The organism is Sphingobium sp. EM0848 (assembly GCF_013375555.1).
In the GTDB taxonomy this organism is placed as follows: domain Bacteria; phylum Pseudomonadota; class Alphaproteobacteria; order Sphingomonadales; family Sphingomonadaceae; genus Sphingobium.
The window spans coordinates 682454-702329 of sequence record NZ_JABXWB010000001.1 but is presented as its reverse complement, the minus strand read 5'-3'; the positions used below and the strand labels follow the sequence as shown (position 1 = coordinate 702329).

Annotated in this window: 17 protein-coding genes; 6 read left to right on the top strand and 11 right to left on the bottom strand. The window is 58.4% G+C overall.

Translation table 11 applies throughout. From position 1 onward, the window contains the following. From HUK73_RS03330 to HUK73_RS03295, 8 genes are all read right to left on the bottom strand, one after another. The gene (locus HUK73_RS03330; RefSeq protein ID WP_369805425.1) at positions 1–795 is read right to left on the bottom strand and encodes a crotonase/enoyl-CoA hydratase family protein; all 795 of its coding nucleotides are present in this window, start codon (positions 793–795) and stop codon (positions 1–3) included. Positions 796–925: 130 nt separating this feature from the next. Further along, on the bottom strand, positions 926–1924 hold the full coding sequence (locus HUK73_RS03325; protein ID WP_176590634.1) for an AraC family transcriptional regulator: 999 nt from the start codon (positions 1922–1924) through the stop codon (positions 926–928). Between the two features lie 26 nt (positions 1925–1950). Further along, positions 1951–2619, bottom strand: coding sequence for a nitroreductase (locus HUK73_RS03320; RefSeq protein WP_176590633.1), 669 nt, complete (start codon positions 2617–2619; stop codon positions 1951–1953). Between the two features lie 5 nt (positions 2620–2624). Further along, on the bottom strand, positions 2625–3785 hold the full coding sequence (locus HUK73_RS03315) for an acyl-CoA dehydrogenase family protein (RefSeq protein WP_176590632.1): 1161 nt from the start codon (positions 3783–3785) through the stop codon (positions 2625–2627). Positions 3786–3815: 30 nt separating this feature from the next. After that, a complete protein-coding gene (locus HUK73_RS03310; RefSeq protein WP_176590631.1) occupies positions 3816–4607 on the bottom strand; it encodes an enoyl-CoA hydratase/isomerase family protein in 792 nt (263 codons plus the stop codon). After that, positions 4597–5748: a CaiB/BaiF CoA-transferase family protein gene (locus tag HUK73_RS03305; protein ID WP_176590630.1), complete on the bottom strand. Its 1152-nt coding sequence runs from the start codon at positions 5746–5748 to the stop codon at positions 4597–4599. The genes HUK73_RS03310 and HUK73_RS03305 overlap by 11 nt, the downstream gene beginning before the upstream one ends. A gap of 22 nt (positions 5749–5770) precedes the next feature. Then, complete coding sequence (locus tag HUK73_RS03300; RefSeq protein WP_176590629.1) at positions 5771–6538, bottom strand: SDR family NAD(P)-dependent oxidoreductase; 768 nt, start codon at positions 6536–6538, stop codon at positions 5771–5773. Positions 6539–6559: 21 nt separating this feature from the next. After that, a complete protein-coding gene (locus HUK73_RS03295) occupies positions 6560–7801 on the bottom strand; it encodes an acyl-CoA dehydrogenase family protein (protein WP_255326177.1) in 1242 nt (413 codons plus the stop codon). Positions 7802–7970: 169 nt separating this feature from the next. Here HUK73_RS03295 and HUK73_RS03290 point away from each other — a divergent pair, with 169 nt between their 5' ends. From HUK73_RS03290 to HUK73_RS03280, 3 genes are all read left to right on the top strand, one after another. Then, positions 7971–9278, top strand: coding sequence for an oxygenase MpaB family protein (locus HUK73_RS03290; protein ID WP_176590628.1), 1308 nt, complete (start codon positions 7971–7973; stop codon positions 9276–9278). 74 nt (positions 9279–9352) lie between these two features. Then, complete coding sequence (locus HUK73_RS03285) at positions 9353–9910, top strand: TetR/AcrR family transcriptional regulator (protein ID WP_176590627.1); 558 nt, start codon at positions 9353–9355, stop codon at positions 9908–9910. 188 nt (positions 9911–10098) lie between these two features. Next, complete coding sequence (locus tag HUK73_RS03280) at positions 10099–12558, top strand: TonB-dependent receptor (protein WP_176590626.1); 2460 nt, start codon at positions 10099–10101, stop codon at positions 12556–12558. Positions 12559–12767: 209 nt separating this feature from the next. On the opposite strand, the gene HUK73_RS03275 is transcribed toward HUK73_RS03280, so the two are convergent. The 3 genes from HUK73_RS03275 to HUK73_RS03265 form a co-directional block, all read right to left on the bottom strand. Further along, positions 12768–13745, bottom strand: coding sequence for an amidohydrolase family protein (locus tag HUK73_RS03275; protein WP_218036414.1), 978 nt, complete (start codon positions 13743–13745; stop codon positions 12768–12770). A 274-nt stretch (positions 13746–14019) separates the two neighbouring features. After that, positions 14020–16332: a TonB-dependent receptor gene (locus HUK73_RS03270; protein ID WP_176590624.1), complete on the bottom strand. Its 2313-nt coding sequence runs from the start codon at positions 16330–16332 to the stop codon at positions 14020–14022. A 249-nt stretch (positions 16333–16581) separates the two neighbouring features. Further along, on the bottom strand, positions 16582–18306 hold the full coding sequence (locus HUK73_RS03265) for an amidohydrolase family protein (RefSeq protein ID WP_176590623.1): 1725 nt from the start codon (positions 18304–18306) through the stop codon (positions 16582–16584). Between the two features lie 318 nt (positions 18307–18624). Here HUK73_RS03265 and HUK73_RS03260 point away from each other — a divergent pair, with 318 nt between their 5' ends. From HUK73_RS03260 to HUK73_RS03250, 3 genes are read left to right on the top strand one after another with little or no spacing between them, the layout of a single operon-like run. After that, entirely contained in the window at positions 18625–19065 is a 441-nt protein-coding gene (locus HUK73_RS03260) for a hypothetical protein (protein WP_176590622.1), read from the top strand. Continuing rightward, entirely contained in the window at positions 19066–19458 is a 393-nt protein-coding gene (locus tag HUK73_RS03255) for a hypothetical protein (RefSeq protein WP_176590621.1), read from the top strand. Continuing rightward, on the top strand, positions 19391–19864 hold the full coding sequence (locus HUK73_RS03250) for a cytochrome P450 (RefSeq protein ID WP_176590620.1): 474 nt from the start codon (positions 19391–19393) through the stop codon (positions 19862–19864). Before HUK73_RS03255 ends, HUK73_RS03250 begins: the two co-directional genes overlap by 68 nt. Positions 19865–19876: the final 12 nt, after the last annotated feature.

Here is a 19876-nt window from a genome sequence, read left to right as displayed (position 1 = left end):
TTAAATCCCTTTCCAGTTCGGAGCACGTTTTTCAGCAAAGGCCTTGGCCCCTTCGATTGCATCGGCGCTGTCAAAAATCGGTCGGCTGATCTGCGCCTGACGGTCGAACATTTCCTCAATCGGCCAGTCCTGCGACTGATCGATGATCCGCTTGCTCGATGCTATCGCAAGCGGCGCATTGGCAGCGATCTTGCGCGCGAGATCCAGCGCGACGGCCAGCGCCTCGCCTGGCTCGGCCAAGTCGTTGACCAGGCCATAATGAAGTGCCCGGTCTGCGCCCATGAACTCGCCGGTCAGCGCCAACTCCTTGGCGATGCGGGGCGGAATTTGGCGCGGCAATCGCAGCAGGCCTCCGGCATTGGCGACCAGGCCTCGCTTAGCCTCGGGAATCCCGAATTTGCTGTTGCTGGCCGCCACGATCAGATCGCAGGCGATGGCAAGCTCGAAGCCGCCGGCAAGTGCATAGCCTTCGACCGCGGCGATCAGCGGCTTCAGCGGTGGTCGCTGGACAATCCCGCAAAAACCGCGCCCCTCGACGACGGGGCGTTCGCCGGCCACGAATGCCTTGAGATCCATTCCAGAACAGAATGTGCCGCCAGCCCCCGTCAGAACGCCGACACGCAGGCTGTCATCGCCATCGAGCATATCCGCGGCCGCAGCAATGCCCTCCGCGACTGCCTTGTTGGCGGCATTTCGAGCATCAGGCCGGTTGATTGTGACCACGAGAACTCCATCCTCGCAGTGCGTAAGAACTTCCGTGGTCAAATTCACTCTCCCATCGACATGGACGTCCAATGGCGAAAGAGCCACGCCATTGGTCTGTTGCGGGAAAGATGCAGCGCGGCACCATCACCAACAATGTTCGCGCCCGACAAAAATACCGACCTGAAATAACAGGGCCAAATACCCTGCCATACCGCGTCTGCTACAAACCCTTCCGATAGGCGTAAGGCGTCATCGCGGTCCAGCGTTTGAAGGCGCGGATGAAGGTGCTGGTTTCGGCAAAGCCGGCGCGCCAGGCGACTTCCTCGACGCTCATCCCGCGCTTGCCCAGATAATAGAGCGCGGTGTCCCGGTGCAGGTCGTCGGTGATCTGTTTGAACGACTGGCCTTCGTCGGCCAGCCGCCGGCGCAATGTCTGTGGATGAACGGCAAGGTTGTCGGCGATCTCCTCCATCCCCTTCAGGTGCGGCATGTCCTTACGCAATTCCCGGCGTACTCGGTTCGTCCAGCTCGTATTGCGATACTCTTCGCTCAGAAGCATCAGCGTCGGAGCACGAAGAAAACGCCGCACGGTCTGATCGTCGAGAGAAATGCCGCGATCCAAATAGCTGGCGGCAAAGCGTATCTCGTCATAGGGCTGGTTGAAAGCCATTGGCGCCCCATGGAACAGGAAACGATATTCATCTCCATGACCGGGATCAGGCCCGGTCAGCGCGACGCCGGTCACAATCATGTCCTCCTGGATCAGCCAGGAACTGTAACGGCTGCATTTGTAGAGCGCGCGCTCACTGATGAAAAGATCGGCATGCCAGCCGGCATCATGATCGAACCGGACCGCCGCTGCCTCTCCCTCCTCAAACAGCGTTAACCTGAAACCCATGTCGAGCATGGTGAAGAAACGGCAATAGCGGTTGAGTGCTTCCCGCAAAGTGCGGCCGTTCCTTGTAGCGTGGCACATCATCGACCAGGTGCCGATGGGCAGACGGCGCGTGAGATAGCCCAAGCCCTCATCCTGCATGGCGAGGATGGTCACGATCTGGAGCTGGGCAAATCGCTCTATCGAAACCCGCGCGGACTCTTCCTCGACAAGCCGCGGCGAAATCCCCGCCTGCACAAGCAATTGGCGCTGGTCGAGGTCGTAATCGCCGCAGTGCTTCAAAACGGCCCTGACAAGGCGGATGGGAACAGAAATCTCACGCATGGGCGACAATCGGCTGTTGGGCCTTTCTACTCTACAAACCGCACGGCATCCAGAACCGTGGCACGTCCGGTGCGGACGCGGTTGGCAAGGGCATGGGGATCGGGATATCCGAACGACATGCCGAACAATATCCCCATATGATCGGGGATATCCAGATATTCGCGTATCGGCGCCGGGAAATAGCCAAGCGATGCCTGCGGACAACTCCCGATCCCATTTACCGTCAGAAGCAAAGCCAACCCATGGGCGTAGCCGCCGACATCAACGGCCCCCATCAGGCCCAGGCTACGATCCATGGTGAATAGCGCGACGTGCGGCGCGCCGAAGAACGACCAGTTCCTGAGGGATGCCCGCGTCCGGGCAAGCTTGTCGCCGCGTTCGATGTCCATCGCGGTATAGAGTTCGGCGGCGGCCGCATATTGTCGGTCGCGATGGACCCCGGCATAGGCAGGCAGTACCGAGGGGCCGAAGTCGGGCGCCGGGGATTCGCCGCTGGCCACATGGGCGGCCAGAGCGCGCTCCAGTTCATCGCGAGCACATCCCGACACGATGATTGTCTGCCAGGGTTGGGTATTGCAATTGGACGGAGCCTGCTGGGCCGCCTCGAAAATGCTTGTCAGCAAGGCGGGCGCGACAGGTTTGTCGAGGAAGGCACGGGTCGATTGGCGCGCAAATAGCGCTTCACGCACATCCATTGCACTCATCTCCGCTGATCGAACCGCCGGCCAATCAGCGCGCTCGCGATATTGACCTTCTGGATGTCCACCGCTCCGCCTGCAATGCCCCACCCCCACGCATCGCGTAACCGCCGTTCCATTGGAAATTCGCGCGAATAGCCATAAGCGCCCATGAGCTGCACCGCATGGCCTGTGACTTCACGCGCGATTTCGTTCGCAAAACATTTGGCGAGCGACGATTCAAGCATCGAAGGCAGGCCCATCTGCGTGTTGGACGCCGCCCGATAGATCAGCAGGCGCGCGGCATCGACCCGCATCTGCATTTCCGCTATGCGCAACTGGACGGCCTGGAAGTCAACGATAGGCTTGCCGAACTGCCGACGTTCCTGGACATAGGTCAGTATTTCCTCAAGCGCGCCGGAGGCTTGGCCCAATGCCATGGTCGCATTGCCACAGCGCTCCAGATCGAATGCCTCCATCAGCTGTTTGAACCCGCCAGCGGGAACGACAATATTATCGAGCGGAACAATGGCATTGTCGAAATGGATGTCGCTTGACGGGACGCCGCGGAAGCCCATCAGATTTTCATTGGGGCCAAAGGTCATCCCCTGTGTATCCTTGTCGACGAACACAGCCCCGATCCCGTTCGCGCCCGGCGCATCCGACAGCCGACAATAGACCACATAGCCATCGGCATGCCCTCCGCCGGAGCACCATCGCTTGCTGCCGTTGAGGATAACCGCATCGGCCGTGATTTCGCCGCGAGTCCGCAGATCGGTGAGCGCGCTACCAGCGTCTGGTTCCGACATCGAGACCGCGACAATGGCTTCACCACTGCAAACCCTGGGAATGATCCGCTGCTTCAGGGTTTCGGTCCCGAAATGTTCGATGGCGCGTATCGGTCCGACGCAGGACTCGAAGACCGGGAACGCGATCGCCGAGGAAACCTTCGCGAATTCCTCGACAACGATCAGCGCTTCGAGATTGCCGAGGCCAAGTCCACCATATTCGGGCGCAACGTTGATGCCCAGGAAACCGAGTTCGGCAAAGCGGCGCACCAGATCGCGCGAGGGAGGGGCATTGTGCTCCTCCAACTGCCGGGCAATCGCGGGCAATTCACGCTGCGCGAACTGCCTTGCTATTTCCTGCAGTGCCCGTTGATCGGAATTTAACGAGAAATCCATGATATTTCTTTCGTTGAAGGGTTTTTGCGATCACAGCCCCTTGAAGTGAGGAATGCGCTTTGAACGGAAGGCTGCTATTCCTTCCTTGAAATCCTCGCTGTCGGCGCAAAGCTGCTGCAGACGGGCTTCAAGCGGCATGAGTTCTTCGATCGGATGATCGGCCGCGAAACGGAGCGCCGCCTTCGCGCGGCTGATCGCCAACGGCGCCTTGGCCGCCAGTTCACCTGCAAGAGCCAGGCTGCGGTCGAGCAATTGCGCGTCCGGCACGACACGATTTGTGAGACCCAGCGTAAGGCATTGTTCAGCGGAAATCCGTTCCCCCCTTATCGCCGTCTCGAACGCGTGTTGGAAACCAAGCGTCCTGACGAGATGCCAGGAGGCGCCACCATCCGGGATGAGGCCGATCGCCGCGAAAGCCTGATAGAGAAAAGCGCTTTCCCCCATGATTGAGAGGTCGCAGGCCAGCATGAAGGACGACCCGATGCCGGCGGCAGCGCCATTGATCGCTCCAATCCATGGCTTGTCCGATCGCATGATCGCCAACAAGATGGGACCATATTCCTCGTTCAGCATCCGTTCAACCGAGGGATCCTGACGATGCCTGTCGATGAGGTCAGCGCCGGCACTGAAGTTGCGGCCGCGTCCGGTCAGGATGACCGCCCTGATCGCCTTGGCATCCTCCACCGATCGAATCGCCTGCAATAAATCGTTCCGCATTGCCGTGTTGAAGGCGTTTTGCGCATCGGGGCGATCGAGAGTGATGATGGCTATCGCATCGCGTATTTCCAATGCGACCGTCTGCCCGGATTCTTCAAGCGACATCGACTGCGTCTCCTGCTGTCAGGCCCTTTGCGAGAGCGGCGATGTCGCGCGGCGCTATTCCCATGGCCGACAGCACCTGCACGGTATCCTGGCCGGTGATTGGAGGGCCGTGCCGAACCTTTGAAGGTGTGCGGCTGAAACGTGGGGCAGGCGCCGCCTGCATCACATCGTCGATTTCGACAAATGAACCGCGGGCAATGTTGGCCGGGTGCGCGGGTGCCTCGGACATCTTCAGGATCGGTGCAAAACAAGCGTCCGTTCCTTCCATCACGCGACACCATTCGTAGCGTGTCCTGGTTCGCACGGCCGCGGCGATAGTCTGCTTGAGCGCCGGCCACTGCGCCTTGTCGTGCTGGTTCGCAAAGTCGCCGGGATCGAGACCGAGAAGAGCGATCATGGTCGCATGGAATTGCGGCTCTATCGCGCCCAGACTGATATAACCGCCATCGGCGCATTCATAGCAGTCGTAGAAATAGGCGCCGCCATCGAGGAGATTGGCTTCGCGCGCGCCATCGTCCCAGGCGCCGGCAGCGAGCATGCCCTGGAACATCCACATCTGTTGGATCGCGCCATCGATCATCGCGCAATCCACAACCTGCCCCTTGCCCGATCCACGTGCCTCGAGCAGCGCGGCCAATATGCCCGCGACCAGAAGCGTCCCGCCGCCGCCCATGTCACCGACAAGGTTCAATGGAACCACCGGCCGCTCGCCCGCTCGCCCTATGGCATGGAGTGCGCCGGTCAGGGCGATATAGTTGATGTCATGCCCCGCCGCCATGGCCAACGGACCCGACTGGCCCCATCCGGTCATCCGAGCGAAAATGAGCCGGGGATTGCGAGACAGACATTCGTCAGGTCCTATACCCAGCTTCTCGCAAGTGAGCGGCCGGTAGGGATCGATCAGCACATCGGCGCTCTCGATCATTTGCAACAGTGCGCGGACGGCCCGCGGATCCTTCAGGTCAAGTACGACCGATTTCTTGCCGCGCAGACTGATGTCTTTTGCGCGCCGCTCGCTAACCTGGGTCGAGCGCTCAATACGGATCACTTCCGCTCCCATATCGGCTAGCATCATGCCGGCCATGGGCGCGGGACCGATGCCGGCGAGTTCGATGACGGTATAACCGTTGAGGGGGCTCATGGGGCTTCCTGTCGATGGAGTCTTACTTCGGCGGCATGCGGATACCGCCGTCGAGGCGAATGCATTCGGCGTTGAGATAATCGCTCGCCACGATGAAAGCGGCAGTTGCAGCGACCTCCTCTGCCTGACCCAGCCGCTTGGGGAAAAGCACCTGCTGGCCCAGCGCATCGCGGGCCGCCTGGGGCAATTTGGCGAGCAGGGGCGTGTCGATCAGACCCGGAACGATGGTGTTGACGCGGATGCCGTAGGACGACAAATCCCGCGCGGCCGTCAATGTCATACCCACTATTGCCGCCTTGGACGCGCTGTATGCAATTTGCCCGATCTGCCCGTCATATGCTGCCACCGAGGCGGTATTGATGACGACCCCGCGCTGACCGAACGCGTCCGGCTCATTCTTCGCCATCTGTTCGGCGGCAAGCCGCAGGACGTTGAAAGTGCCAACAAGATTCACTTCCACGACGCCGCGAAACTTGGCAAGCGGGTAGACTCCATCCTTGCCCAATATGCGCTGCGCGCCGCCGATACCGGCAAAGTTGCAGCAAATGTCGAGCCTGCCGAACTGACTCACGACATTGTCGATCGCCGCTTGAACGCCATCCTCGTCGGCGACGTTGACGTTGCGATAGAGCGCCTTTTCACCCAGCCTGCCGGCGAGTTCGTTCCCCGAACCGTTGTTGAGGTCGAATATTGCCACCTTGGCACCGGCCGCGTGAAATTTCTCCACCGTCGCGCGCCCGAGACCCGAAGCACCGCCCGTGATGATGGCGACACGATTTTCCAATTGCATGTCCTGCTCCTGAATATTTTATTAAAAATTACGTGTGTTAAACGGCATATATCCGTCCGAAAGACACTGGCGACTGATGATCAGCTTCATGATTTCAGAGCTGCCGGCATAAATCGTGGCGATGCGCGCATCGGTGAACTGACGACTGATGGGATATTCATCCATATATCCCGCGCCGCCGTGAAGCTGCACGCCAAGGTCGGCTGCATCCACCGCCAGTTCACTGGTGGTCAGCTTGGCGCGCGCCGCATCCTCGCTGGACAAGGCGCCGGCGTTGAACGATCTCACGCACTGGTCGACATAGATTTGCGCAATGTCGAGCCGTGCGCGCATTTCGGCCATTTTGAACTGCGTGTTCTGCATGTCCGAAAGCGGTTGACCAAAGACCTTGCGATCCCTGACGAAATCGCGGGTGAGATCCCACGACAGTTGAGCGGTCGAAAGGTAACCCGTGGAACCGATCAGCCGCTCTTCGGCCAGACCGTGCATGAGATGCTTGAAGCCTTTGCCGACTTCACCCAAGACATTTTCCTTCGGAACCCTTACATCGTTGAAATAGAGTTCCGCGGTATCCTGGGCCATCTTGCCCATCTTCTTGAGCTTGCGTCCACGTTCAAAACCATCCATGCCGCGTTCGACCACGAACAGCGTCATATTGTGCCGTTCCTCCGGACCTCCGGTCTTCGCGGCGACGATGACAACGTCGGCATTGATGCCATTGGAAATATAGGTTTTCGCCCCATTGAGGAGCCAATGATCCCCCTTGTCCACCGCGCGGGTCTTTATGCCGGCAAGGTCGCTGCCTGCCGCCGGCTCGGACATGGCGATGGCCAGAATCTTCTTACCGCCGACGAAATCGGGGAAGAAGCGATCAATCAGCTCCTGGCTGCCGAAGCGCGTGAAATAGGGCGCGGCAAGCCGTGAATGCAGTGTGCAATACCAATCGCTGGTTCGCGCATAGGCGTTTTCTTCGATGATAATCTGCTCGAACCGAAAATCGGTATCGCCGATACCGCCATATTTCTCGTCCGGCCAGACCATCAGCAGACCTTGCTCGCCGGCCTTGCGGAAAGCCGAGCGGTCCACAAGTCCTTCCTCGCGCCAAGCTTCCATGTGCGGAACAATCTCCGTCGCCAGGAAACGACGATAAGATTCGCGGAATTGCTGCTGCTCTTCAGTGAATTCGCGTGGCAACATCTGTCGCCTCTCCCATTCTGCCCAACATCTCGATGAACAGCAGTACGGAACAGAGGCCTTGTCCAACAACAGCCCTGACTGACAAAAAAATGGGCCGCCGCCGACCGACGCGGAATGTTCAAGCGGCTTCCGACGTTAAATCATGCACGCATATTTACTCTTGGAGTCAGACGACAACTACCGTATTCTGTCATCACGCCTCGATTACCGAGGTCAATGGAAGAAGGATGACCTGATGGATGCGTTCGTGATGCCCCGGCCTGCCGGGCTCGATGTTCCCGCCGACCTGAGCCCCGGACGCTCGCTCGGGCGGACGGTCAACTACGACCAGGCGGTGACTCGCTTCGGCAGGCAAGCGGTTGAGGTCATGGTGGAAGATTATAAGACAGGCGATGAGCTCGGCTATGCTGCCTATAAAGCCTTGGTCGAGGGAGAAGGCGGCGCCGCCCGCGCCAAGGGGATTTTCGAGCAAGTGGTCAACCACGGGATCGAATCGGTGGAAAATCCTCCGGTCGAGCTGGTGGCACTCTTCAAGGATGTCGATCAACCGCCTTCATGGGTCGATTGGGAGCAACTCCAGAGGGGAAGCATCGCCTATTGGCGCGCGGGCAAGCTGGTGGTCATGACGCTGGCATATGGCGCAATCGGCGCGGGCTTCCGTACCTATGGTGGATCGCGACCGTTGGTGTTGAGCCGCCGCCTGATCGAACGTAACCAAGCGGGGCAACGTCTCGTTGAAACGCTGCGCTGGGCGGCCAACTCCTCCAAGCCCGACGGCATGCGCCGCAACGGTGATGGGTTCAGGATGACAATGAACGTGCGGTGGATCCATGCCGCCGTTCGCTACCACCTCTCGCGCAGTCCGCACTGGGATTGGGCGGACTGGGGAATGGTCGTCAGCAACACCGACTCCGTCTACACCATGGGTTGCCTGTTTTGCGAGGCGGTGGTGAATGCCCTCCGCAAGGTCGGCGTTGGCTTGAGCGCACAGGAAGTGGAGGACATCACCGCCCTGTGGCGTTATATCGGGCACATTATGGGCATTCCCGAGGCGGCCAACTTTTCCGATTGGCGGGATTTGCAGGCCAAGTCGGAGTTGATCCGGCTGCTGGAGCATCCCGCCGATGAAGGTTGTCGGGCCTTGATGAAGGCACTGAGCGACTATATGTGTGAGGAAGAAATCGAAGGGTATGAAGTTATTCCTGCTTTCATCGCCAGACATATGACTGTCACACAGAAGAAGCGGCTTACTTATGGCCTGATGCGGGCCTGGGCGGGAGACGATATTTGCGAACAGCTCGCAATACCAAATAACCGGTTGCGGTATCTCGTGCCTGCGGCGCGCCCTTTCGTCGCGACATATGATTGGATGTCGCGTCTCTTTTCCCGAGATGACAGGGAAAAGGCATTACGCGCACTCGACGCCTTCGGGGCAGCCACCAAACTGCGCAAGGGCGAAACAGAGGTCGCCGATCCCGATGACGTCATCCGCGAAATGAAGAAGTTCGAATCCCGCGCGCAAGAGATTCTTGTCCATCGATGAGCCGGCCGTTTCTTTCTCTCGCCGATCGATGTGCTCTGGAAGCGACGGGGAACGTCCCGGCGCTTCCAACACAGATGCGTGATCGGATCCTTCAGGCCGCATTGCCGGTGATTCAACGATTCACCATCGCCAAATTCGGAATGGAAGACGTTGCCCGTGCGGCGGGCATTGCACGGCAGACCGTCTACAAACATTTCCGCAGCAAGGACGATCTGCTTGTCGGCGTCTATGTGCGCCATATCGAGCAGTTACACCCGGATGCGATGCGCGCGGCTGCGGTGCGCGCGCCATCCGCCGCCAATTTGGCCGAGCTCTTCATGGCGCAGCTTAAGGCAGCCAGGTCATTCCCCCTGTTCGATGAGGCGCTCGATCCCAGGGTCGCGCCTTATATGGCGGAACTGACCTTGAACGCGCCCAACCTTATTGCCGCGCTGGAAGCGATCTGGATTCCGATCCTGGAACGCTATCGCAATGCAAAGATCGTGCGATCGGATCTGGACCTTCCCGGCGCCGTGCGCTGGATCGCATATCAGCAATTCTGGCTACTGACGCACCCGAATGTGCTGGCCACCGACGACGGGCAACGCGCCGCCTGGGTCAAGAATTTCATGATTCCAGCCTTTCTGGCATAAGGTGGGCGGAAGCCACCGAACATAGCGATTGCCCGGAATATCCGCGTGTAATTGGAAGCATATGATTTTGTCATCTAGAACGATTGTTCCTCCCTCCCTCCGCTGACAAATCGAATGCCAGTCGATATTGCGCCCGCTCGCGAAGCGACCGGAAGTAGCGCCATGATAGAAGAAGGAGGGAGAGGATAATGCGTCCAGACATAAAAATCGCCTTGCTCGCGTCAGTGTGCCTGGCCTCATGGAACGGAACGGCGGTGGCGCAGGAGCAAGCTGCAAGCCAAGCTTCTGCCGATAATTCCCCCAGTGCAGCCGCAACGGGTTCTCCGGCAGGCGGCAATGCTGACGATATTATCGTGACGGCGCGGCGGCGTGACGAAAGCCTGTCGCGCACTCCGGTCGCTGTTGCCGTGGTTTCCAGCGAAACCTTGGCCAAGGCGAATATCGTGTCCGAATATGATCTGCGCCAGGCAACACCTGGCTTGCAGGTTCGAGGCGGCGTGTCGTCCAACCAGCTCTATTTCTCGCTGCGCGGTCAGTCGCAGGATCCCTTCAGCAACAGCCGGCCCGGTGTCCTTCCCTATATCAACGAAGTACAGATCAGTTCCCTCGCCGGTGCCACAACCTTCTACGATCTCGCGTCAATCCAGGTGCTGAAGGGGCCGCAGGGCACTCTTTTCGGCCGGAGCGCGACAGGCGGCGCCCTGCTCTACGCCAGCCAGAAGCCTACGGACGATTTTGGCGGCTATGCCAGCGCGCTTTACGGCAACTACGATCAATACAAGATCGCAGGTGCGGTCAATCTGCCCCTGTCAACCGATCAGCTGATACTCCGTGTTGCCGGATATTATAGAGGTCGCGATGGCTTTCAGCACAACCTCCTGACCGGCGGACGTGAAGGCGATCAGGAAAGCTATGGTTTCCGTCCCAGCCTGACTGCCCATCTCGGTCCGGTTATCACCAACGAACTCGTCGTCGATTATACCCAAATCGACAGTGAAAATACCGAAGCCGTCATTTCTGGACTGATGCCCTTCACGGGGACAGGCGCCCCATTCGTGCCAACGCAATTTCTTTACGCCGGCACGGCCAATCCGATTGCAACTCTCACCGGGCAGTGCACAGTTCAGGCATTCGTCCGGTTTCCGGGCACCTGCCCGCCGGTCAATCCGATGTTTGCGGGCTTCTACGACGCTTACTTCGCAAATCCCGCCCATCCTTCAGGTGGGATCTCCCAAATACTTGCCGACCAAAAGGTGCGAGGTCCATTTGCCGTTGCTTTGGACGGTACGAATTTTTACCGTTCGCGCAACGTGATCGTCACCAACACGACTAAGTTCGAAATCGCGAATGATATCGAGATCAAGAACATCATCGGCTATATAAACGTTAAATCGAAATCCTCTACAGACTCGGATGGTACGCCCTACGGTTTGTCGGTCACTGGATCCGAGGCCTTTCCGCAGATCAATGATATCAAGCAGTTCTCGGAGGAGATCCAGCTGCTCGGCAAGGCTTTCAGTGGCCAGCTGGATTATGTCGTCGGTGGATATTACTCCTATGAATCGTCATATTTCGATCAGACTTCGACCTTCTTCGACGTCGTCTTCGGCGGCGTCCAGCAGCGCAATGCCGCGAAAAACACCAATCGCACCTATGCCGGCTATGCACAGGGCACCTATCATCTGGGGGACAGCGGCATTGCACTGACGGCCGGAGGACGCTACACCCGCGAAACCTCCGCCAAGCATGTCGAGCCCGCAGATTCCTTTCGGGTCGCGCTCGGCGAGCCGGCACCCCCCGGTTTCGACTACGACCAGCGTCGGACCTTCGAGAATTTCAGCTGGACTCTTGGCGTGCAATATCAGGCCGACCCTAATCTCCTGATCTATGCCAACAGCCGCCGGGCATATAAGAGCGGCGGTTTCAACGCCGCTGTTGCTCCTATAGTGGGCAGTGCCCAGATCGGCGGCGACAGCTATGAAGCGGAGCGAGTGACTGACATAGAGGTCGGCGCCAAGTTCAATGGACGCATCGGCGGACGTCCCGCCCGCGCCAGTCTTGCCCTGTTCCACGACTGGATTGTCAACAGCCAGCGTGCGGGATTCGCGCTGGTCAACAGCGGTCCGGCCGCATTGACCGTCAACGTTCCCAAGGCACGCACTTACGGAGCCGAACTCGAGGCGCAGATCCGAGCGCTGAAATGGCTGACTCTTGGGGGTGACTTCAATTCTACCAAGGCAGAATTTACCGATGGCAATGTGACGCTCCTTGGCACGTCCGTATTATATGACCGTGTACCGAACACGCCTAAATATAGCGCTTCGATTTTCGCGGACGTGAATGTGCCCCTGATGGATAGCGGATTGGCCCTGATCATGCATGGCGATGTGTACCATCAGTCCGAAAGCTTCACTTCCCCGCGTTCGGCAAATTCGGCGGGCACGCGAATGGCGCCATATACGCTCGCCAATTTCCGCGCGGGCATAGAAGACCAGGCAGCGGGCTGGTCGCTTACCGGCAACATCAAGAATGTGTTCAACAAAGTATATTATACCGGCGGCCTTCAGGTCGGCGAAATCTATCAGGTCAATACTTTAATTCCGGGTGATCCGAGAACCTATACGTTGGAATTGCGTCATAAATTTTAGGATCGGCAATCCTGTCGAAACATTTCCGGGAATCCGGTCGCCGGACGACTTGGGAAAAAAGGAATAGAAGCATGGTCCGTTTCAATAGGAACGGACCATGCTTGCAGGTTTGGGAAGTACGGATTGCTGTGCTTCAGACGTGGCAGGACAAGTTGTCAGATCTGTCCTGAACCCGGTCACACGAGATATTATGTCGTCTACGAATGCGACTATGCGGCAAGCATCTTATCAAAAGTCGTGAGATCTATCTTGTAAAGATCTGCTGCATTATCGCAAAGAATGGCACGCTTCTGTTCTTCGGTCACGCAGCGTGTGTGTTCTTCCAATATTTTCTGGCTGTTCGGCCATGTCGCGTCCGAATGGGGGAAATCATTCGCCCACATAAGCCGTTTCCAGTTCATCATGTCCGCACAGCGGAACGCGATGGGATCGTCCTGAAACGTAAAATAGATGTTCTCGAAAAAATACTCCGAGGGCATCTTGGTTAGTCCACGACTGCCAAGATGATGGCGATGTTCGACATACGCCCTATCCAGGCGATGACCCCAATGCGGTAGCCATCCGGCGTCGCCCTCGACGCAAACGATCTTTAGCTTGGGATGGCGTTCGAACACACCGCCAAAGATCATCATTCCAATGACATCCTGCACGCCCCGCAGGACCATCGAAAAGATATTGACCTTCTCACCGCGATATTTGAACTCATGGCCGCCAACGGCGAGGATGTGAAAAGCGAGCGGAATGTCATTTTCAACGGCAGCCGCCCAGAAATCGTCATAGATCGGCGAATCATAGTCCTCGACGCCGGGCACGCCCGGCATCATAATCCCGCGCAGCCCGGCAGCCTTGATGGCTTCGATATCGCGGATTCCTTCCTGCGGCGTGCGCATTGCAGTCTGACCAACGCCCAGCAGCCGATTGGGCGCAAAGGCGCAATATTCGGCGATCCAGCGATTATAGGCGTTGAAGCAGCCCACCTTGAAATCGATGTCGGGGTGATTGCACAGGATCATACCCACGGTCGGATAGATGATTTCGGCCGCCACGCCGTCTTTTGCCTGATCGGCCAGACGATAGCTGGCATCCCATCCGCTGCGGTGCAAATCCGACATGTTCTTCAAGCGTTCGGTTCGCTGTTCGGGCGGAACACCAGCGCCGGCGGCGACGGCGATGCGGAACTTGCCCATGCCTTCAATGTCAAAGGCTACCCCTTCCTCTTCCTCCGCAAGACGAGGTGCTCGGTCACGAAAATCCGGATCGGCATAGTCGACATAGGTATTGGGCGGTTCGGTCACATGGGAATCGGCGGAAATAACTGGAAAATCCATCCTAACTCTCCTTCGTTCGCCTTATGGGATACATTCTGCCCGGGCTGGCGGCGAAATACGGATCAACCCCGCGTGCAGTTGGCTGATATCGTGAATGACTGTTCGGTTACCCTCATCGCGCTCGCGTGCATCATCACATGGAATAGCTGAGCTGAAGCGCGATCGACCGGGGCCGATCCGCAATAACGCTTCCCGTGCCCGATGTTCCCGATGCGTAGTTTCTGAATGATGCCGTCTTCTGGTTCAGGACATTCTTCGCAATGATCGAAAACTTCCAGTTGCCCTCGGGCGAGCCCAGCGCGGCGCGAAGATCGAGCTTTCCGTAACTCGGCTGACGAACGGGCGCGCCAAGGACGGATTGCGAATAGAAACTGCTTGTGAAATAGGCAACCGCACCCGTTTCGAATTGCAGGCCGCGGCCGAGAGGAAGAGTCACGTCGGCTCCTGCACTGCCCGACCATTTCGATGCGAATGGTCGCGGCCGGCCCGACAGGTCCTGGACGCAGGAAGTCTGCCCAGCCGCCTGGATGGGATTGCAGGACGCGTTCGGGAAACTCACATATTTCGAATCAAGATAAGCGACTTCCGTAAATAGATTGAGCGCGGAACTCACCTTCCATTGCCCGGAAAACTCGACGCCCTCGGCCCGCGATTTCGCGGCATTGCCGATGACCAGCGATGGGATGCCGGCGGCGGTGGTGATGTTCTGCGATTCCTGAAGATTGTCATAGTCGCTGCGGAACAGGGCAATATTGGTCAGCAACTGACGACCAAACCAATAGGCCTTTAGACCCACCTCATAGGCCTTGACCGTTTCCGGTTCAAAGGTGTCCGGCGACACGAAGCCATAACCGCCCGCCTTGAACCCTTTCGAGAAGGAGGCATAGGCCATGACATCGCGAGAAAATTCATAGCGCAGATTGACACTGGGCATCCATTCCGAATCCACCCGCCGCGGCACCGCGAAGGGCGAGCGATTGACAGCCGCGGCGCGAGCCAGCAGGATCTGCGCCGCTTCAGGCGCCTCCACAAAATCTTCGGGCGTCACGAACAGGTGGCCGCCCGTTCCCATTCGCGCACTTCTGCTCGCCGTTTTCCTCACCCGGGAATAGCGCAGGCCGCCGCTGATGCTCAAGGCATCCGTCAGATTGTAGGTCAGCGACGCAAAGCCCGACATCGTTTCTGACTTCTGGTGAAAGTCCCAGTCAATCGCGATAGGTGTCTTATTAGGGAAAAACGCCGGAGCCGCCGCGGCAAGATTGGCCAGGTAAAGGCCCGTATAAGTGTCCGTAAAAAGATCGCCATGTTCGTAATAGGCGCCGATCATATATTGCAACGGACCATCGGCGGTTGATTGCAGTCGGATTTCCTGGCTGAACTGCTGATAGTCCTCACCTGTATTGACCGGCACTCTTGTCCCGGTTCCGGTCACAGTCAATCCGGGGAATGGTGCTGTATCCACGATAGCACGAAGGTTCTGGTCGATATAGGCAGTCGACAGGATAAGATCAAAGTCTTCGAATTCGATCCGGCTGTTAATCAACCCCTCCCGCATGTTGAGGTTGAACCGGCCAGAAAAAGCACCATCGGAATGATAGTCAATCTTGTCGTCAATGGGTCCGAACTGCGCAATCGCGGCCGCGCAAATGCCCGTCGCGGGCAGCCCCTTTGGCGGACAGCCATAGATTTCCATAGGGAATGCGCCCCGGTCGCGCATCCGCGCGACATCAAACCGCGCGAAGATTTCGACTCTGTCGCCGGGTTTCCAGACAAGTGATACCCGTCCCTGCCGGTCATTGAGATGCGGACCATCGACGTCGCGGTCGAAATTCACATAGCCGTCCATGCCGGAGAACCGGCCGGCCGCGCGTAGGCTCAAGTTGCCCGACACCGGCACGGTCACCCCCAGTTCGGCATTATATTCCCCATCGCTCGGCGCGTAGAGGCTCAGCGCGTTGAGTTCGAAACGATCGCCCGGATGCTTGGTGGTGATGTTGAGTGCGCCAGCGATGGCATTGGCGCCGAAAAAGGTCGTCTGCGGCCCCTTCAGCACTTCGACGCGCTCAATGTCGAACAGCGCAAGGCGCGTGGAGCGGGCGCGGCTGCGATAGACGCCGTCCACGAAGGTTGCGACGGATTGCTCGAAACCGCCATTATAGCCGGACCCCGTGCCGCGGATGTGCAACTGATCCGCCGACGACCCCTGAACGATACGCAGGTTCGGCAATCGCGCGCTGAGTTCCGCCAGCGAAATGACGCCTTGCCTTGCCAGGCTTGCGCCAGTCGCCACCGAAACAGAGACCGGGACATCCTGCAAAGCCTGTTCGCGACGCTGCGCAGTCACGATGATTTCATCGACACCCTGCGCAAAGGCTTCGCACGGCATCATCAATGCAAAGCCGCACAAGACCAGTTTCAACTCACTCCCCTGATAACCCCCAGTCAACGCACTCTCCTATATAATATTTATATTAATAATATTACAATTAATAATGTTACGTACAATATAATTGTATGATATTTCAAATATCATCATGTATAGGATATATATAATTAATTATGAGTACGTTGGACAAATATTTTCATAGCCTCTCTCCGGACGGGATAGGAAACCGAAATTATTCGGGATTTTTGTACGGAATTAACGCAAAAGTCCTGAACGATTTCCGGTTATCCGGAAATTGTTCGGCCGCTATTATGCCGGAACCGGCTGCGCCCCGCGTACAAGACGGCCTGGAAGCGCATCCGTCGCCTCTCCGTCGCGCTGGATAATCACGCCACTGACAATGGTGGCACGAAAGCCCCTCGCCCCCTGCATCAACCGTTTGCCGCCCGCCGGCAAATCGTGATGAACCTGCGGCGGCGCCAGCCGAAGTTTGTCGAAATCGATAACATTCAGGTCCGCCTTATACCCTGCCGCAATGTGGCCGCGATCGTGAAGTCCGACCGCATGGGCCGGATCGGCGGTAAGTTTGCGCACGATTTCCTGGACGCTTAGGACACTGTCTTTTCTATCCCGCCCCCAATAGGTCAGCATGAAGGTCGGATAGCTGGAATCCGAAATGACCCCGTAATGCGCACCGCCATCGCCCAGGCCCAACAAGGTGTGCCGGTTCGACAGCATTTCCCGCACGACGTTCAGATTGCCTTCGACATAATTGGCGACGGCCTGGAAAATAATGGCTTGTCCATCATCCTCCAGCAACAGATCGTAGACGACTTCATAGGGCGTGCGCCCCTGCGCCTGGGCCTGTGCCGCAATGCTGAGTTCGGGCGCCGGTTCGTATATGGGCGGGTCGCCCATGGGGAACATCCATTCGAACCTGTTGAGCAGCGCCAGGAGCGGGAAATCATCGTCAGCTCGCTGTTCATCGGCCAATATCCGCTCACGCAGTTGCGGCGCGCGCATCCGCGCCACGCGCTCAGCCAGAGGCAAATCCGCAATTTCCATGTAGGACGGGTGCCGGCAGAAAGGGTGGAAGGACAGGTCCAGCCCGTAAAGCAGCCCGGTCGGCCGGCCGATCACCTGCGCCCGGACTTCCAGCCCCTTGTCATTCGCCTCTTCCGTCAATTCGAGCGCCCGTTTCCAGAGATCCGGTGCGTCCCAGGTCTGCGCGAGGGAATAGGAAGCAGGTCGTTCGGCGTTGGTGACCATATCCGTGAAGACGCCGAACTCCTTGTCGAAGTCAACGCCCGCGCCCAGGTTCAGAACCGCCTGGACGACCCCGCGCCCCGATTCCCTGATGCCCGACATGATGGCGTTGAGCTCCATCGCGCCTGCATCGTAACTCGGAATCAACGAGCCTTCTCGCGTGCGGTGGAGAATGAGGCGAGACGTCCCGAAACCCAGCGCGCCGACCTCCATCGCCTCGCGCGTGATGTCCTTCATGCGCGCCATGTCGTCATCCGTTGCCGGTTCCCGATTGGCGCCGCGCTCGCCCATCACATAGACCCGCATTGGCGAATGCGGCAGCATGGCCGCAACATCGATGTCATGCGGCCGGCGTTCGATAGCGTCGAGATATTCGGGAAAGCTTTCCCATTCCCAAGTCAATCCCTTGGCCATCACGACTTCGGGAATATCCTCGACCCCCTCCATCAACGCGTACATCCGCTCGCGATCCGTCGCGCGGCACGGAGCGAAGCCGACCCCGCAATTGCCTGTGACGACAGTGGTCACGCCATGGGCGGAGGATGCGCGCAGATGCGTGTCCCAGATGACCTGACCGTCATAGTGGGTATGGATATCCACGAAGCCCGGCGTGACGATATGCCCGCGCGCGTCTATCTCCTCGACCGCATCGGCGGTGATGCGCCCCACTTCGACAATGATGCCATCGCGAATCCCGACGTCCGCAGCAAAGGGCTGCCCCCCGCTGCCATCCACCACAAGCCCATTTCTGATGACAAGATCGAGCACGGCCTCTCCTCTATCTGTTCTGACTATGATCTGAATCAATCTTGCCGGAGACGCGCTACTTCCCCTTTCCGGGGAATGAGGGCAACCGGATATATGCAACGGTCGAGCAGAATTATCATTCCGTGCGCGCGCCAGCAAACTATGCCAAAAGTCATCATATGCATGATGGGAGAAATCGGGCACATGACCGCAGTGTCCATCACCACCGTAATAATCGAATGCCCATCTTGCCTGTAGAGGCCCTGCGTCCTTTCATCTCGTCATCTCGCGCAGATAACCGGCATGCCCCCGGATAATATATCAGGACGAGGATAATCTATGGCCTTTTCTCTCAAGGATGCCGATGTCATTCGCTGCCCGCAGCAGGCGCATGACTATCTGTTGAACGAGGCGCCGGTCTATTTCGATCCGGTCGCGCGATTCTATGTCGTCAGCCGCTATGAGGATTGCCGGACCCTGTTAAGCGACGCCACGGCGCTCACATCCGAACATGTCGGCGAACGGCTGCGTGGCGATCCCGATCCTGAACGGGCGGCGCGAATCCGCCAGCTGTTCATTGACGAAGGCTGGCCGCGCGAACGCGCGATCGGCCATTATGAGGGCCAGGAATATCGCGAAAGGCGCCGCCTGTTCGAAAGCTTTCTGCGCGCCGGCAGGATTCGCGAGAAAGAGGATGACATCAAGGACATCGCCTATGCTCTGGCCAGGACGATAGCGGATCGGGGTCAAGCTGAAATGGTATCGCAATATTACGAATAAATGTCATTTCGCATCATCTTCAGACTGCTGGGTGCGTCAACCGACGCCCTGCCGGTCATCAAGGACGCTTTGGACGCGATGGTCGCCAATCTGGGCTTCGTGGGAACGGAAGAGGAGGAGATCGCCGGAGCCAAGAAGGAAATCGCAGCCCAGCATTATTTCATGGCGCTCATCGAATCCAAACGCGCCCATCCCGATGACACGATCCTCAGCGCATTCGTGAACGCTGACCTGCCCAGCGGCACGCGCATGACCGATGCCCAGATTCTGATGCATGTCATGCTGGACCTGTTCATGGCCGGGGAAGAAACAAACGTCCAAGGCCTTGTCGAGCGGCATTTATCTGCTGTGTCAGGACGGCGCGCTTCAGGATCGGCTTGCCAGCGGCCCTGACAACCTGCGGCGCGGCTTTGCCGAGGAAGTGCTGCGACTGGAAGGCCCGGCGGTCGGCTTATATCGGCTGGCGAAACGCGACATTTCGCTGCATGGCTTGACCATTCCGCAGGGCGCGCTGGTCGCCCTGCGCGTGGCAGCCGCAAATCGGGACGATGGCCAGTTCGCCTGCCCGGCATCGGTGGATCTGGAACGGGGCAATGCCGCGACGCATCTATCCTTCGGCTCAGGCGCCCACGCCTGCCTTGGGTCCTATCTGGCTAGGCGCGAACTATATTGGGGCTTCCGCGCCTTGCTCGACACTGTGTGCGACATGCGTGTGCAGCCGGGGTCGTCGGTGAACTACGCCCCCAACTGGATGTTCCGCGCCATCGAGCATCTGCCGGTAAGCTATCGCCGTCGATAACCGGCAATCTCG